The following is a 14,432-nucleotide window of genomic DNA, read 5'->3' as shown; positions in this document are numbered from 1 at the left end:
CGCGCGCAAAGTACCTGGCGGCTTTTTTTAAAATGTCGCGCTCCTCCGTGACCCGCGCCAATTCTTGCTTGAGGCGGGTCAGCTCTGCGGCCGGTTCCGCTTGTCGACCGGACCCTGGGAAGGCCCCACCATGGGCGGCGATGTCTTTCTGCCATTTGTAGAGCCGATTGCGGGGAATGCCGAGTTCGCGGGCGATCTCGGCGGCCGGGCGTTGGCCGGCGTTGAGCAGTTGGACTGCCTGTCGTTTAAACTCGGGCGTGAATCGTCGTCGTTCTGCCATATCACACCTCCGTGGGGGCGTATCGTGCCCCCTTTTGAGGTGTCCGTCAAACCCGGGCTAGTTCATGTCTGACGCTGGCGCTTAATTCAAGAACATACGTTGGATGATTTTGGTGGGTGCGCACTTTGCAGCGTCCGTACACCATCAAATTAGAGCCAGTTCGCCTCAGAAGAGGCATGGCATCCTCGTGAGAGCCAATCATTCGCGAACGATACTCAGACAGCTCGTGCACAACATATTGTTGATGGTTTCCCCGCATCATTTCATCGCGTAGCGCTTTGACAAAGTCTGCTTTGAGTCGTTGCCTCTCTTTCTTAGTTTCGCAATCAATTGCGATTAGAATGCCAATCCTATCTGCGGGTGTTTCAGGAAGCCGTGTGGATGCAAACCAGCCAGCAGCGACCAGGGACATTGTCGCAAGAACTGTAAGGCCTTCTTGCCAGGTTATCTTTTCAGTGATTCCAGCCAAGTCATATTGGAAGCTAAGTGAGAGCCCCAAGATTAAGGTTGCCAAGAGGACTAGTGCCAGTGTTGTCGGATTCTGCCAGCGATCCCTGATCCAAGAGGTTAGCTCTATGGCTTCTTTTACTTCTTCGACCATATATGACCGGTTCGTTGGGGGGGATTTTAGTTGAGAACCAATCCAAGACTACGGGGCGCAGGACTATCTGTCAATCAAGCTCGCTCGTTATCTTTTCAGGGATGGGGGCTGATTGATCTTCCACTGCGCGCGTCCAACGAGGGGAGTCCGCGACCGCGCGTTGCGCGAGCACAGAAGATCATCAGCCTCCATCCCTTCTCTTCTACGGGCGTGGGCCGGATGCCAGAGCTAGCGTTGTTGTTTCGATGGACGCTTGCAGGATTGCGGCCATGCTGGTGAGTTCGGGAAGTGACGTGCTGAGTGGCGGCATGAGGATGAGGACGTTGCCGATCGGGCGGAGCAGGAGGCCTCGTTTGCGGGCTTCCATCGTGACTTTATGCCCCATCCTGGCTTCGAGCGGGTATGGCTTCTTTGTTTTCTTCTCCTCCACCAACTCGATGGCAGCCATCAAGCCCTTCTGCCTGATATCCCCCACATGGGGCAGCTGCCGGAACGGCTGAAGCAGTCGCGCCATCGTCTTAATCTTGGGTTGCAGCTTCGCGAGCGTCTTTTCTTTTTTGAACACCTCAAGATTGGCCAGGGCCACGGCACAGCCGAGTGGATTGCCTGTGTAACTGTGGCCATGAAAGAAGGTTTTGAACTCTTCGTACTTGCCGAGAAACCCCTTGTAGATCTCCTCGGTGGTCACGGTCGCGGCCAGGGGCATGTAGCCGCCGGTTAGGCCTTTGCTGATTGCCATTAAGTCCGGCGTGACTCCCTCATGTTGGCAGGCGAACATTTTCCCAGTGCGGCCGAAGCCTGTGGCCACTTCATCGGCAATCAAGAGCACCTGGTATTTCGTGCAGAGCTCACGGATTCGTTTCAGATAGCCGGGCGGGGCTGTGATCATGCCGGCTGCTGCCTGCACTAGCGGCTCAATGATGAAGCCAGCCAGGTCCCGGTGCCGCTTCTTGAGGATCTGTTCGATCGGATCGAGGCAGGCCATCTGGCACGACGGATAGGTCTGGTTGAGCGGGCAGCGGTAGCAATAGGGAGGATCTGCTTCCAGGGTGGGGAAGAGGAGCGATTTGAACCGTTCATGGAAGAGTTCGATATTGCCCACGCTGACTGCGCCGATGGTATCGCCGTGATAGGCCAGCTTCAGATGGAGAAAGGTATTCTTGGGGCCTGCCTCCGGATGCCGTTGCTGCCAATATTGGACCGCCATTTTGAGTGCGACTTCCACCGCCGTCGATCCGTTGTCGGAATAAAACACCCGCTTCAGGCCCTTGGGCATGATGCGAATGAGTTCGCGCGCGAGTTGAATGGCCGGTGGATTGGAGAGGCCGAGGAAGCTGGAATGCGCGATCTTGTCGAGTTGGCTTTTGATGGCCCGGTCGAGCGTTGGATGGCGGTGCCCATGCAGGTTCACCCAGATGGAGGAGGTCCCGTCGAGGTACTTCTTCCCTTCCGTATCGATCAGGTAGGACCCCTTCCCGCGCTCGATAATGAGCGGTTGCTCCTGCTCCCATTCCTGCATTTGGGTAAAGGGATGCCAGAGGTGCTGGTGGTCCCACTCAATCAGTTGTCGCGTCGAAGGTTTTTGTGCCACGGTGGAGGAATTGCAGAAGAGCTAATAGCGTATGGCGTATAGCGAGAGATCGGAAAACCCAGGCTCCTACTATTTGCTATACGCTATCAGCCATAGGCTCTTATTAGATGTTGTTGCGCGGAGCCGCGCGGATTATACGAGGGGGCGATTGCTTTGACAACCTGGGGGGCAGTAACTATAATGAACCGATTTTATTGGGAAAAGAGTTAGCATTTGCAAAGCCTTATACGCAATTTTTCGATTATCGCCCATATCGATCACGGCAAATCTACCCTCGCTGACCGGATCCTCGACGCAACTGGCGCGGTGACTGCCCGAGAGGCCAAGGAGCAGATCCTTGATGCGATGGACCTGGAACGGGAACGGGGCATCACGATCAAGGCTCATGCGGTCGCGATCAAGTATCGGGCCAAAGACGGGAAGACCTACTCCTTGCATTTGATCGATACGCCTGGTCACGTGGACTTCACCTATGAGGTCTCACGCAGTCTTGCTGCATGCGAAGGAGCGCTCTTGCTCGTCGATGCTACACAGGGTGTGCAGGCGCAAACTATTGCCAATGTGAATTTGGCCATGGCGAACAATCTTACGATCATTCCGGTTATCAATAAGATCGATCTGGCCAGCGCCGACGTCGAGGGCACCAAACAATCGATTTCCGACGTGCTGATGCTGGATGCGACCGATGCCCTCTTGATCAGCGCAAAAGAGGGCAAGGGCGTGCCGGAGGTGCTGGAGGCCGTCATCGAGCGGATTCCGCCGCCTTCCGGAGATCCTACTGCGCCGCTGAAGGCGCTCATCTTCGATTCCTGGTTCGACAATTATCAGGGCGTGATCGTGTTGGCCCGGATCGTCGATGGCTCCGTGCGGCCCGGCATGAAGATCAAAGTCATGTCGAACGAGCGGGTGTTCGAAGTGATGGAAGTCGGACAATTCAGCCCGAAGCGAACGAAGAAGACCGAGCTCTTGACCGGCGAAGCGGGCTATCTCTGCGCCAATATGCGGGAAGTCGCGGACGTGAAGATCGGCGATACCCTCACGGATGCGGTGACGCCCACGAGTACGCCGTTCCCCGGCTATAAAGAAGTGAAGCCGCTGGTGTTCTGCGGGCTCTATCCCACCGACACGGCCCGGTACGAAGATTTGCGGGATGCGCTGGTCAAGCTGCGGTTGAACGACTCCTCGTTCGTCTATGAGCCGGAAACGTCGCTGGCTTTGGGGTTCGGGTTCCGTTGCGGCTTCCTGGGTCTCCTCCACATGGAAATCATCCAGGAGCGCCTCGAACGCGAATACAACCTGACATTGCTCACCACCGCGCCGACCGTCGTCTATCGCGTGTTGCTGACCAATGGCGAGGTGATGGAGGTCAATAATCCCTCGCAGCTCCCGCCCCCCAGCAGCATCGAATCGTTCGAGGAGCCGTTCATTCTGGCCTCGGTCATTACGCCGGAACGGTACATGGGGGCCATCATCCAGCTCTGTCAGGAGCGCCGTGGCATTCAGCGGGGCATTCAATTCCTCGACCCGACGCGGGTGACGATCAGTTACGAAATGCCGCTCAACGAAGTCATTCTCGATTTTTACGACAAGCTTAAGTCGCGCACGCAGGGCTATGCCTCGCTGGACTATGAATTGCTCGGCTATCGCCCGTCCGATCTCGTGCGGCTCGACATCCTCTTGAATGGCGAATCGGTCGACGCCTTGTCCTTCATTACCCATAAAGATCGGTCCATTCAGCGCGGACGTCAGCTGGCCGAGAAAATGAAGGAACTCATTCCCCGGCAGATGTACGAGATCGCCATTCAGGCGGCGATCGGGAGCAAGGTCATCGCGCGCGAGACGATCGGCGCCATGAAGAAGAACGTCTTGGCGAAATGCTATGGCGGCGATATTTCGCGAAAGCGCAAGCTCCTCGATAAACAGAAGGAAGGCAAGAAGCGCATGAAATCCGTGGGGAACGTGGAAGTGCCGCAAGAGGCTTTCCTTGCCATCTTGAAAGTTGGTGACGAGTGAGCGGGGACACAAATCTTCCCCCGTCGGACGGTCTTGCGTCTGCGACCCGCGAGGGGTGCACGGATGCCGCGGGGGCGACGGTCGTCCTCGATGAGCCGTCGACCTCGCAGCCTGGCAGGAAATCGATCTTTCGTGAATATGCGGAAGCCATTGTCGTGGCGATGCTCCTGGCCTTTGCGATCCGGGTGTTCATCGTGCAGGCCTTTAAGATTCCTTCCGGCTCGATGATCCCCACCTTGTTGATCGGGGATCATATTTTGGTCAGCAAGCTGTCTTACGGCATTCAATGGCCCAGCCAGTGCAAGTTCCAAGTGGCCTTGCCTCCCGTCAATTGCTACGCCTCGCAGGCGCTTATCGAGTTCGGCAAGCCGCAACGGGGCGACGTCATCGTGTTCCGGTTCCCCGAAGATGAGGAAAAGGATTTCATCAAACGGATCGTGGGGGGGCCTGGCGATACCGTGCAGGTGCTCAACAAAGCCATCCTGGTGAACGGGGCGGTGCTCGACGATAAACTCTTCACGCAACGGATCGATCCGGGGATCATTGACGGCGCGATCAATCCGCGCGACAATTTCGGGCCGGTGACCGTGCCGGAGGGCGCCTATTTCGTGATGGGCGACAATCGCGATCAAAGTCTGGACAGCCGGTTTTGGGGATATGTGCGCGAGGAGAAGATCCGCGGGAAGGCGTTCCGCATCTACTGGTCGTGGAGCGGGCAGGGACAATGGACGGAGTGGGTCAGATGGGATCGATTCGGCAAAGCCATTCAGTAAATAAAACGACGAGGCAGGCTGCGGCAGGCTCAGGCGGACCGGGACGCGGGGGGCCTGCGTCGCCGAAAGTCCTCCGGCAATATATCGCGCGGTTTCCGCAAGCTTCCGTGCTGGTCATCGGCGACCTCATTCTCGATCATTATATCTGGGGCCGTGTGAGTCGTATCTCGCCGGAAGCCCCGGTGCCGGTGGTCCATGTCGACTCTGAATCCTTCAGGCTCGGCGGCGCCGCCAACGTCTTCAATAATGTGCTGGCCCTGGGAGGAAAAGCCGACCTCTGCGGCGTCATCGGGTCGGACGAGTCGGGCCGGATGCTCCTGAAAGAATTGAGTACGAGCCGTTCAGGGCGTGGCGGGGTCGTGATCGATCCGGACCGCCCGACCACCAGGAAGTCCCGTGTGATCGCCCATAATCAGCAGATCGTGCGGTACGACGTGGAGCGCCGTGGAGAGCTCAAGCCTGCGATGCAACGGAAGATCCTCCGCTACGTCGAATCACGGCTAAGAGAATTGTCCTGTCTCGTGGTATCGGACTATGCCAAGGGAGTCGTGAGCGCCAGTTTGATGGCGGACCTGACGCGCCTCGCCTCGTTGCGCGGCATCCCCCTTGTCGTCGATCCGAAAGTCGAGCATTTCAGCTACTACAAAGGGGCGACGGTCATCACGCCGAACCATCTGGAGGCGACGCAAGCCGCCGGGGTGCATGGCGACGACGATCAGGCCAACAATGATGCCGGTGCGATCATCCGCCAACGGTTGGGCTGCCAGGCGGTGCTTATTACGCGTGGCGAAAAAGGGATGAGTCTGTATGAGGGAGACGGGGTCTCCTGGCATATTCCGACACAGGCCCGTCAGGTCTACGACGTCACCGGCGCGGGCGATACGGTGATCGGGACCTTGGCGCTGGCGCTGTCGACCGGCGCCTCGATGCGAGATGCGGCGGTACTGGCGAATTACGCGGCTGGTGTTGTGGTCGGCATGGTGGGCACCGCGACCCTGTCGGCACAGCAGCTTTCGGAGGCTTTGGGCCATGACTAAGACCACGCCCTTCGTGACCGTCGTCATTCCGGCCCGGTACGGGTCGACGCGTTTTCCCGGGAAGCCCCTCGCCATGCTCGGGCCGAAGCCCATGATCCAGCACGTCTATGAGCAAGCGGTGGCCTGCCGCCTGGTTTCGGATGTGTTGGTGGCCACCGATCATAAACGCATCAAGGAGACCGTGGAAGGATTCGGCGGGCAGGCCGTAATGACCGGCGGAGCCTATCGGACCGGCACTGATCGGGTCGCCGAGATTGCGCGCAAGGTCCGCGGGGACCTCTTCGTGAACCTCCAAGGCGATGAGATCCCGCTGCAGCCTGAGTTGCTGGCGGACCTCATTGAGCCGTTCCTCACGAGCGGCGCAGAGATGGGGACGCTGAAGCGTGCGATGGACTCGCTAGAGGATCTCCATAATCCCTCGGTGGTGAAAGTGGTGACAGACCATCTTGGCAATGCTCTGTATTTTTCGCGCGCACCAATTCCGGTGGTGCGGGACGACGCCAGCCATGCGGCCGTCGCAGGGCTGCATTACATGCATCTCGGTCTGTACATTTACCGGCGCGATATCTTGTTGAAGATCGAGGCGCTGCCCTCCGGACGGTTGGAGGAGGCGGAAAAGCTGGAGCAGTTGCGCGCGCTGGAGCATGGGATTGCGATCAGAGTCTGGGAAACCAAACGTGCCTCCTTGCGAGTGGATACGCCGGAGGATGTCGAGCCGGTGACGGAGAAGCTCCGCCACTTTGAGGCCGTGAAACGGGAGTTGGCTGCGATCAGAGCCACCCACGGGAAGTAGGCCCCGGTGGCAGGGGTGTCGGAATTATACGATCGGACAAGATGGGGGCAGCCATGAGTAAATTCATTTTCGTCACCGGCGGCGTCGTCTCCTCCCTGGGGAAAGGGCTCGCGTCAGCTTCGATCGGCAACTTGCTGGAGAGCCGCGGGTTGAAGATCACCTTCCTGAAGCTCGACCCCTACATCAACGTCGATCCCGGCACGATGAATCCCTATCAGCATGGGGAAGTCTACGTGACGGACGACGGAGCGGAAACGGACCTGGACCTCGGCCACTATGAGCGGTACACGTCCCTGACCCTCACCAAAGAAAACAACTACACAACCGGCCGGATTTATCATTCGGTCATTACCAAAGAGCGGCGCGGCGACTACCTGGGCGGGACCGTGCAGGTGGTGCCCCATGTCACCGACGAGATCAAGCAGAGCATCATGCGCATCTCGAAGGGGATGGACGTCACGATCGTGGAGATCGGCGGTACCGTCGGTGATATCGAGAGCCTGCCCTTCCTCGAAGCGATTCGCCAGATGCCCTACGATGTGGGCCGCGAGAACGTGCTCTATGTCCACCTCACGCTGGTGCCCTATATCGGCGCAGCGGGCGAGCTGAAGACCAAACCGACGCAGCACTCCGTTAACAAGCTGCGGGAAATCGGTATCCAGCCCCATATCCTCCTCTGCCGAACCGACCGCTATCTGCCGCCAGAACTCAAGGACAAGATCGCGATGTTCTGCAACGTCGAAAAAGACGCGGTCATCACGGCCAAGGACGTGGATTCGATTTACGAAGTGCCGATCGTGTTCCGGAAGGAAGGGCTGGACGATCTGATCGTGCGCCTGCTCCATCTGGAGACCGGTCCGCCGAACCTGCGCGAATGGGATGCAATGGTCCAGAAGATCAAGCATCCCAAGCATGAAGTCTCCGTCGCCCTGGTCGGCAAGTATGCGGGCTTGAAGGAATGTTACAAGAGCCTCGCGGAATCGCTCGTGCATGGCGGCATCGACCATGAAACGAAGGTCAATATTCTGTGGATCGAATCGGAAGAGATCGAACGGCAGGGGACCGAGCGTATCCTGCGCGAGGTTGACGGCATTCTGGTGCCTGGCGGGTTCGGTTCGCGCGGGATCGAAGGAAAAATCGCGTCGATTCGCTACGCCAGAGAACATCAGATTCCATTTTTCGGCCTCTGTCTGGGCATGCAGTGCGCGACGATCGAGTTTGCGCGGAACGTGGCAGGCCTGGCCGGCGCCAACAGCGCGGAATTCGATGAGGCCACTCCCTATCCCGTCATTCATTTGATGTCGGATCAGCAGTCCGTTAGCGACAAGGGCGGGACGATGCGGCTCGGCTCCTATCTCTGCAAACTTGGGGAGGGGACTCTGGCTCAAAAGATGTACGGGGTGAACGAAGTGCGCGAGCGCCATCGGCACCGGTATGAATTCAACAATGCCTACCGTGAGCAATTGACCGCCAAGGGCCTCGTGTTGAGCGGGCTGTCGCCGGACGGCCGGCTGGTCGAGATCGTTGAATTGAAAGATCATCCCTGGTTCCTGGCGACGCAGTTCCATCCGGAATACAATTCACGGCCTCACCGTCCGCATCCGTTGTTTAGCGGGTTTGTGGGGGCGGCTCTTCGCCGCAAATGCGGCCACTGAGGCGAGATGCTGAAACCAGCTTTCAGCTTCGTTCTCGGGTCGTCGAAATCCTCAACGTACCCGTGAGGGTACGCCTCCGGTTTCGACTCGCCTGCAGCCTCGCTACAAGACTGGTTTGAGCATCTCACGGGAAGTTGGAAGAACATAAAAACTATGGCACACGAAGTCGAGATAGGAAACTTCACAGTCGGGGCTGGGCATCGGCCGTTTTTGATTGCCGGGCCCTGTGTCATCGAGAGCGAATCGCTGGTGCTGGAGACGGCGGCGCGCATCGCGGAAATTGCCAAGTCTCTGGACATGCCTTACATCTTCAAGTCCTCCTTCGATAAAGCCAACCGGACCTCCATCAATTCCTACCGCGGACCCGGCCTTGAAAAGGGCCTGGCAGTGCTGAAGAAGGTCAAGGATCAGCTGGGCCTTCCGATCCTGACGGACGTCCATACGGAAGAGCAGGCGACTGAGGCAGGGAAGATCGTGGACGTGCTCCAGATTCCCGCCTTCCTCTGCCGGCAGACTGACTTGCTCATCGCGGCGGCCAAGACCGGCAAGGTTGTGAACGTGAAGAAGGGCCAGTTCCTCTCGCCTCTGGAGATGGGCAATGCGGTGAAGAAAGTGGAGGAGTCGGGAAACACGCGGATCATCCTGACCGAACGAGGCTCGTCGTTCGGCTACAACAATCTCGTCGTGGACATGCGCTCGTTCCCGGTTCTACGGAGCTTCGGCTATCCGGTGGTTTTTGATGCGACCCATAGTGTGCAGTTGCCGGGCGGCGGGGGTACCAAATCAAGCGGCCAGCGCGAATTCGTCGAGCCCCTGGCCTGCGCGGCAGCCGGTGCGGGCGTCGATGGCTTCTTCATGGAAGTCCATCCCAATCCGGACGAGGCCCTTTCGGACGGACCCAATATGGTGCCGCTCCATCAACTCAAAACTTTGCTAGAACGGGTCCTACGGATATGCGACGCGTCACAACCCAGAAAATAACCAAGCCGAATGGCGTCAAGTCTGTGACCGTAAAAGGCAGGACTAGCCTTGAGGTTGGCCGGCGCGTATTGGAGATCGAGGCTCGCGCGGTTCAGGCTATGGTGCCGCGTCTCGATGGCGCGTTCTCAACTGCCGTAGACCTGCTCTATCAGTGCAAGGGCAAGGTCGTGGTCTCTGGCATGGGCAAGTCCGGTTTGATCGGGCAGAAGATCGCTGCCACGATGGCCAGCACCGGGACGCCCTCCTTCTTTCTCCATCCGGCTGAAGGACTCCACGGGGATCTGGGCATGTTGGCGCGAGGCGATGTGCTCATTGCGATTTCGAACAGCGGAGAGACCCAGGAAATTCTGCAGCTCCTGCCCTTTATGGAGCGGATGAGCATCCCTGTCGTGGCGATCGTCGGCCGCATGGGGTCGACCCTGGCCAAGACGAGCGATGTGGCGCTGGACGTGTCCGTCGCCGAAGAGGCCTGCCCCATGGGGTTGGCGCCAACGGCGAGCACGACCGCGACCCTGGCGATGGGCGACGCCTTGGCCGTGGCCTTGCTTGAAAAGCGCGGCTTCAAGGAGCATGACTTTGCGCAGTTCCATCCAGGCGGCACGTTGGGACGCCGGTTACTGGTGAAGGTGCGGGACGTGATGCATGTCGGGGGGGAGTTGCCGCAAGTGAACGAGACGGCCTCAACGTCGGCAGCTTTGCTGGAAATGTCGGCCAAGAAACTCGGCATGACGACGGTCGTCAATCGAGCCGGCGCACTGGTGGGCATCATTACAGACGGAGACCTGCGTCGGTTCATCCAGCAGGGCGGTAATTTTTCCAAGGGCACAGCCGGGTCGCTGGCCTCGCGCCATCCCAAACTGATCGGGCCGGATGAACTGGCAGCCAAGGCGGTCGAAATGATGGAGCGCTACTCCATTACCACGCTCGTCGTCGCAGAAAATGCCAAACGCATCGTCGGGGTCGTGCATCTACATGATCTGCTCAAGCACGGCATTGTATAGTAGGGTGCTGAAACAGTCCGCCAGCTTCGTTCTTGGCTCATCGAAATCCTCAACGTACCCAGAGGGTACGCCTCTGGTTTCGACTCGCCTGCGGCCTTGCTGGACGAACTGTTTGAGCACCCTGATGGGCGGTCTTCTCTGGGGCCTCAATAGTCTGTTGGGGTCAGCAAATGGAGCGTGTCGCAGATGAGTCGCATGCCGGCAGCATGGAAATTGGTCGGACAAGAGTCGTTCAACCTCCCGAACTTCATTACGCTCACCCGCATCCTCTTGATCCCTGTCTTCGTGGTGCTCTTTGCCACGCCGACTCCGGACCGATCCCTCAGTGCGGCCCTCATCTTCGTCATCGCAGCGGTCACCGATCTCTTGGATGGGTATCTGGCCCGCCGGAACGGCCAAGTCACCATACTCGGGAAGCTGCTCGATCCTATCGCCGATAAGCTGTTGGTCCTCTCCGCCCTGATTCTCCTGGTCAATGTCGACCGCGTGAGCGCCTTGGCCGCGATTTTGATCATTGCGCGCGAGGTGGCGGTCACAGGCATCCGCGCCATTGCCGCCAGCGAAGGGATGGTGATTTCGGCTGAGACGACGGGCAAGTACAAGATGGCGCTGCAAGTCGTGGCGATCGTGCTCTTGATCCTCGAAGGCACCTTCTTGTCCGACTTCGGCAATCTGCACCTGGCCGGCATCGCCACGCTCTATCTGTCGCTGGTGCTGGGCTATATTTCCGGTGGGCAGTATGTGTGGAGTTTCTGGAAGCAGGTCGTAGCCAAGGGACTTTGACCGGATGCTGAAAAAGCCCACCAGCTTCGTTCTCGCATCGTTCAGACCCTCAACGTACCCTAAAGGGTACGCCTCGGCCCTTCACTCGCTGCGGCCTTGCTGGATGGACTTTTTGAGCATCCTGCCAGTTTGAACATTCTGTAAGCGCGCTCAATGTACATGGACCATCAAGAACTCTTCGTATTGCTCGTGATTGTCGGCTATCTGCTGGGGGCTGTGCCATTCGGCGTGGTGGTGTCGAAGGCGATGGGCCTGCCGGATCCTCGCACGGTCGGGAGTAAGAACGTCGGCTTCACCAATGTCCTGCGCGTGTCCGGAAAAAAGGCCGGCATCCTGACCTTGATCGGGGACATGGGCAAGGGCTGGGCGATGGGTTGCGCGGCGAATCAGGTGCTGCAAGACGAATGGACCATTCTGCTCGTGGCGCTCGCGCCGATCCTCGGGCACCTCTGTTCGCCCTTTCTCGGATTCACCGGCGGCAAGGGAGTGGCGACAGCCCTTGGCTCAGTCCTCGGCGTGGCCCCACTCATCGGCTTCATCTTGTTATGTACCTGGCTTGGCGCCGTCGCCCTCTGGCGCTATTCCTCCGGCGGGGCACTCACAGCCTTCGCACTCTTTCCCCTCATCGCGGTTTTGGTCCATCCAACCGTGGAGTTCGTGTTCTTCTCCGTCATCGTCAGCAGTCTCATCGTGATGAAGCACCGGGGGAACATCGAGAGGCTCTGGAAGGGGACGGAGAGCAAAATAGGGGAACGGAAGAACTGACAGCGGTATTGGTCCTTTGCTCCCGGAGCGCGCGGCCTGAGAAGGCCCTTGCTCGACGGGCGCAGTAGAGCCAACATCGCTGGCCGTCGTAACATTTCCTCTACGGTTCACCTCTCACGTCTCACCTTTCACGTCCCCCAAGATGCTTTCCCCTGAGGAAAGGGGTATTCTGCCGCGGCCACACGAGACCACCATGCAGACAACACAACGCTGGATTCTTCTGCCGCTCTATACGCAAGTGCTCATCGCCGTGGCCTGCGGCGCGCTGCTGGGAACGATCTTCGGGCAGGAGCCCTATTGGGGCGGCCTGCGCAACGAGCAGCTGGGCAAGCTCGGCCTGTTCGTCGTCACCCTGCTCAAGACCCTCGCCATTCCGCTCATCTTCTTCGCGATCCTCGATGCGCTCATTCGCGCCAGCCTCCCGCTTCGCCAGGGGGGCAAGCTGCTTATCATCTGTCTCGTCAACGTCTCCGTTGCCATGGCGATCGGCCTCGTGATCATGAACACCTGGCAGCCGGGCCTGGCCTGGGTCGGCCACGTCGACGAGTTGCTGCATTACGTGCCGGGTGCCAAGCCATCGGCGGGCCAGCTCGCGACGGTGCAGGCCGGCGCGCAGAGCCCGCTCGAATACCTCGCCTTCTATATTCCCCGCACCATCATGGCGCCCTTTTCCAGCAACAACATCATCGGCGTCGTCCTCCTTGCGCTGGTCCTGGGCATCATGCTGCGCCGTCTGCTGAGCCATGCAGCCCACGAGAGCGGGGTGGTCCAGGCCCTCGCGCGGACGATCGAGCGAGTCTATGGCTGGTTGGTGCAGATCCTCGGGTGGATCATCCTTGCCGTGCCGCTCGCCGTCTTCGGCGTCGTTGCGCAGGTCGTCGGCAAATCTGGCATCGGCGTGTTCTCCGTTCTCTGGATCTTCCTCGCTGCCATGCTCGCGGGGCTTGCCGTCCATGGGCTCCTCTACTATCCGCTCGTCGCCTGGCTGGTGGGGAAGAAGTCGCCCAAGGTCTATCTGGGGCAGGGGGCCGACGCGATCATGACCGCCATGTCCTGCAACAGCAGCCTTGCCACCGTGCCGGTCACACTCCGGTGTCTCGACCGCATGCAGGTCTCGCCGCAATCGGCGCGCCTCGCCGCCTGCATCGGCACGAACCTCAACAACGACGGCATCACCCTCTACGAAGCGATGGCTGCGCTCTTTCTCGCCCAGGCGCTGGGCTTCGACCTGCCGATGGCGAATCAGCTACTGATCGTCGCAGCCTCGATCATCGCAGGGGCTGGCGTGGCCGGCATCCCCGAAGCAGGGCTGATCGTGCTGCCGCTCGTCCTCTCCGCCGCGGGCCTGCCGGCCCCCGTCATCGTCGCCGCCATCCCCCTCATCATGACCGTGGATTGGATCATCGCGCGAGCCCGCTCCGGCGTAAATGTCATGAGCGACATGCTTGTCGCTATCCTCCTTGATAGAGGACATTGATCTGAGAGACAGAGGGATAAGATCATCTGGGTTTAGCCAATGAAACGTGACAGCAAGACAGCAATGGTGAAAAAGTCCCTTCCCTTGTCGAAGGTCTATCGCTTGCTTGAGCCTGGGCCGGTCGTGCTGGTCACGACCGCTGGCAAAGGGAAGGCCAACATCATGGCCCAGTCGTGGCACATGATGATCGAGTTCGAGCCGCCGCTGGTGGGCTGCGTGATCAGCAACCGGAACCATTCGTTCAACCTGCTGACGGCGGCGAAGGAATGCGTGATCAACATCCCGACGGTGGAGTTGGCGGCGCAGGTGGTGGGCTGCGGCAACACGTCGGGGCGCAGGACTGACAAGTTCAAGAAGTTTGGCCTGACGCCGGTGCCTGCGTCCCGCGTGAAGGCGCCGCTCATCGACGAGTGCTATGCCAATCTCGAGTGCCAGGTCGTGGATATGAGGCTGGCGGGCCAATACAACATCTTCATTCTTGAGGTTATCAAAGCCTGGATCGATCCCTCCAAGAAAAATCCCCGGACGATCCACCATCGCGGGAAGGGCACTTTCATGGTGGCCGGCAGGACGATCACGCTGCCCTCTAAGATGAAATAGGCGCAGGGAGAACATGGACCGGGAGCCTTTTTCGCTGAAGACCGCTATACTCCTGCCGTTGTGTCGAGTGTGACAACCTGTT

14 protein-coding genes are annotated in these 14,432 nt (G+C 59.1%); 11 read left to right on the top strand and 3 right to left on the bottom strand.

What is annotated here, in order from left to right; translation table 11 throughout:
* From NT179_04160 to bioA, 3 genes are all read right to left on the bottom strand, one after another.
* On the bottom strand, nucleotides 1-280 hold a 280-nt coding region (locus NT179_04160), incomplete at its 3' end, for a transposase (GenBank protein ID MCX5721212.1).
* Nucleotides 281-326: 46 nt separating this feature from the next.
* Nucleotides 327-881 carry a hypothetical protein gene (locus tag NT179_04155; protein ID MCX5721211.1) on the bottom strand — a complete coding sequence of 185 codons (555 nt, stop codon included), beginning with the start codon at nucleotides 879-881 and terminating at the stop codon, nucleotides 327-329.
* Nucleotides 882-1,083: 202 nt separating this feature from the next.
* Entirely contained in the window at nucleotides 1,084-2,472 is a 1,389-nt protein-coding gene (gene bioA / locus NT179_04150) for an adenosylmethionine--8-amino-7-oxononanoate transaminase (GenBank protein ID MCX5721210.1), read from the bottom strand.
* Between the two features lie 213 nt (nucleotides 2,473-2,685).
* On the opposite strand from bioA, the gene lepA reads away from it, so the two are divergent.
* From lepA to NT179_04095, 11 genes are all read left to right on the top strand, one after another.
* Nucleotides 2,686-4,485, top strand: a complete 1,800-nt coding sequence (gene lepA, locus NT179_04145) for a translation elongation factor 4 (GenBank protein ID MCX5721209.1) — start codon at nucleotides 2,686-2,688, stop codon at nucleotides 4,483-4,485.
* Between the two features lie 125 nt (nucleotides 4,486-4,610).
* The gene (gene lepB / locus NT179_04140) at nucleotides 4,611-5,258 is read left to right on the top strand and encodes a signal peptidase I (protein MCX5721208.1); all 648 of its coding nucleotides are present in this window, start codon (nucleotides 4,611-4,613) and stop codon (nucleotides 5,256-5,258) included.
* On the top strand, nucleotides 5,228-6,295 hold the full coding sequence (gene rfaE1, locus NT179_04135) for a D-glycero-beta-D-manno-heptose-7-phosphate kinase (GenBank protein ID MCX5721207.1): 1,068 nt from the start codon (nucleotides 5,228-5,230) through the stop codon (nucleotides 6,293-6,295). Before lepB ends, rfaE1 begins: the two co-directional genes overlap by 31 nt.
* The gene (kdsB, locus tag NT179_04130) at nucleotides 6,288-7,088 is read left to right on the top strand and encodes a 3-deoxy-manno-octulosonate cytidylyltransferase (GenBank protein ID MCX5721206.1); all 801 of its coding nucleotides are present in this window, start codon (nucleotides 6,288-6,290) and stop codon (nucleotides 7,086-7,088) included. Before rfaE1 ends, kdsB begins: the two co-directional genes overlap by 8 nt.
* A gap of 53 nt (nucleotides 7,089-7,141) precedes the next feature.
* A complete protein-coding gene (locus NT179_04125; protein MCX5721205.1) occupies nucleotides 7,142-8,743 on the top strand; it encodes a CTP synthase in 1,602 nt (533 codons plus the stop codon).
* A gap of 153 nt (nucleotides 8,744-8,896) precedes the next feature.
* Nucleotides 8,897-9,724 carry a 3-deoxy-8-phosphooctulonate synthase gene (kdsA, locus tag NT179_04120; GenBank protein ID MCX5721204.1) on the top strand — a complete coding sequence of 276 codons (828 nt, stop codon included), beginning with the start codon at nucleotides 8,897-8,899 and terminating at the stop codon, nucleotides 9,722-9,724.
* A gap of 98 nt (nucleotides 9,725-9,822) precedes the next feature.
* Nucleotides 9,823-10,725 carry a KpsF/GutQ family sugar-phosphate isomerase gene (locus NT179_04115; GenBank protein ID MCX5721203.1) on the top strand — a complete coding sequence of 301 codons (903 nt, stop codon included), beginning with the start codon at nucleotides 9,823-9,825 and terminating at the stop codon, nucleotides 10,723-10,725.
* Between the two features lie 186 nt (nucleotides 10,726-10,911).
* Entirely contained in the window at nucleotides 10,912-11,508 is a 597-nt protein-coding gene (gene pgsA, locus NT179_04110; protein MCX5721202.1) for a CDP-diacylglycerol--glycerol-3-phosphate 3-phosphatidyltransferase, read from the top strand.
* Between the two features lie 159 nt (nucleotides 11,509-11,667).
* Nucleotides 11,668-12,273, top strand: a complete 606-nt coding sequence (plsY, locus tag NT179_04105) for a glycerol-3-phosphate 1-O-acyltransferase PlsY (protein MCX5721201.1) — start codon at nucleotides 11,668-11,670, stop codon at nucleotides 12,271-12,273.
* A 193-nt stretch (nucleotides 12,274-12,466) separates the two neighbouring features.
* The gene (locus tag NT179_04100; protein MCX5721200.1) at nucleotides 12,467-13,750 is read left to right on the top strand and encodes a dicarboxylate/amino acid:cation symporter; all 1,284 of its coding nucleotides are present in this window, start codon (nucleotides 12,467-12,469) and stop codon (nucleotides 13,748-13,750) included.
* Between the two features lie 63 nt (nucleotides 13,751-13,813).
* The gene (locus NT179_04095) at nucleotides 13,814-14,350 is read left to right on the top strand and encodes a flavin reductase family protein (protein MCX5721199.1); all 537 of its coding nucleotides are present in this window, start codon (nucleotides 13,814-13,816) and stop codon (nucleotides 14,348-14,350) included.
* The last annotated feature ends 82 nt before the right edge of the window (nucleotides 14,351-14,432 follow it).

The sequence above is a fragment of the Nitrospirota bacterium genome (assembly GCA_026387665.1).
In the GTDB taxonomy this organism is placed as follows: Bacteria; Nitrospirota; Nitrospiria; order Nitrospirales; family Nitrospiraceae; genus Palsa-1315.
Note: the sequence above shows the minus strand (reverse complement) of the source record. Positions and strands in the feature narration are given on the sequence as shown.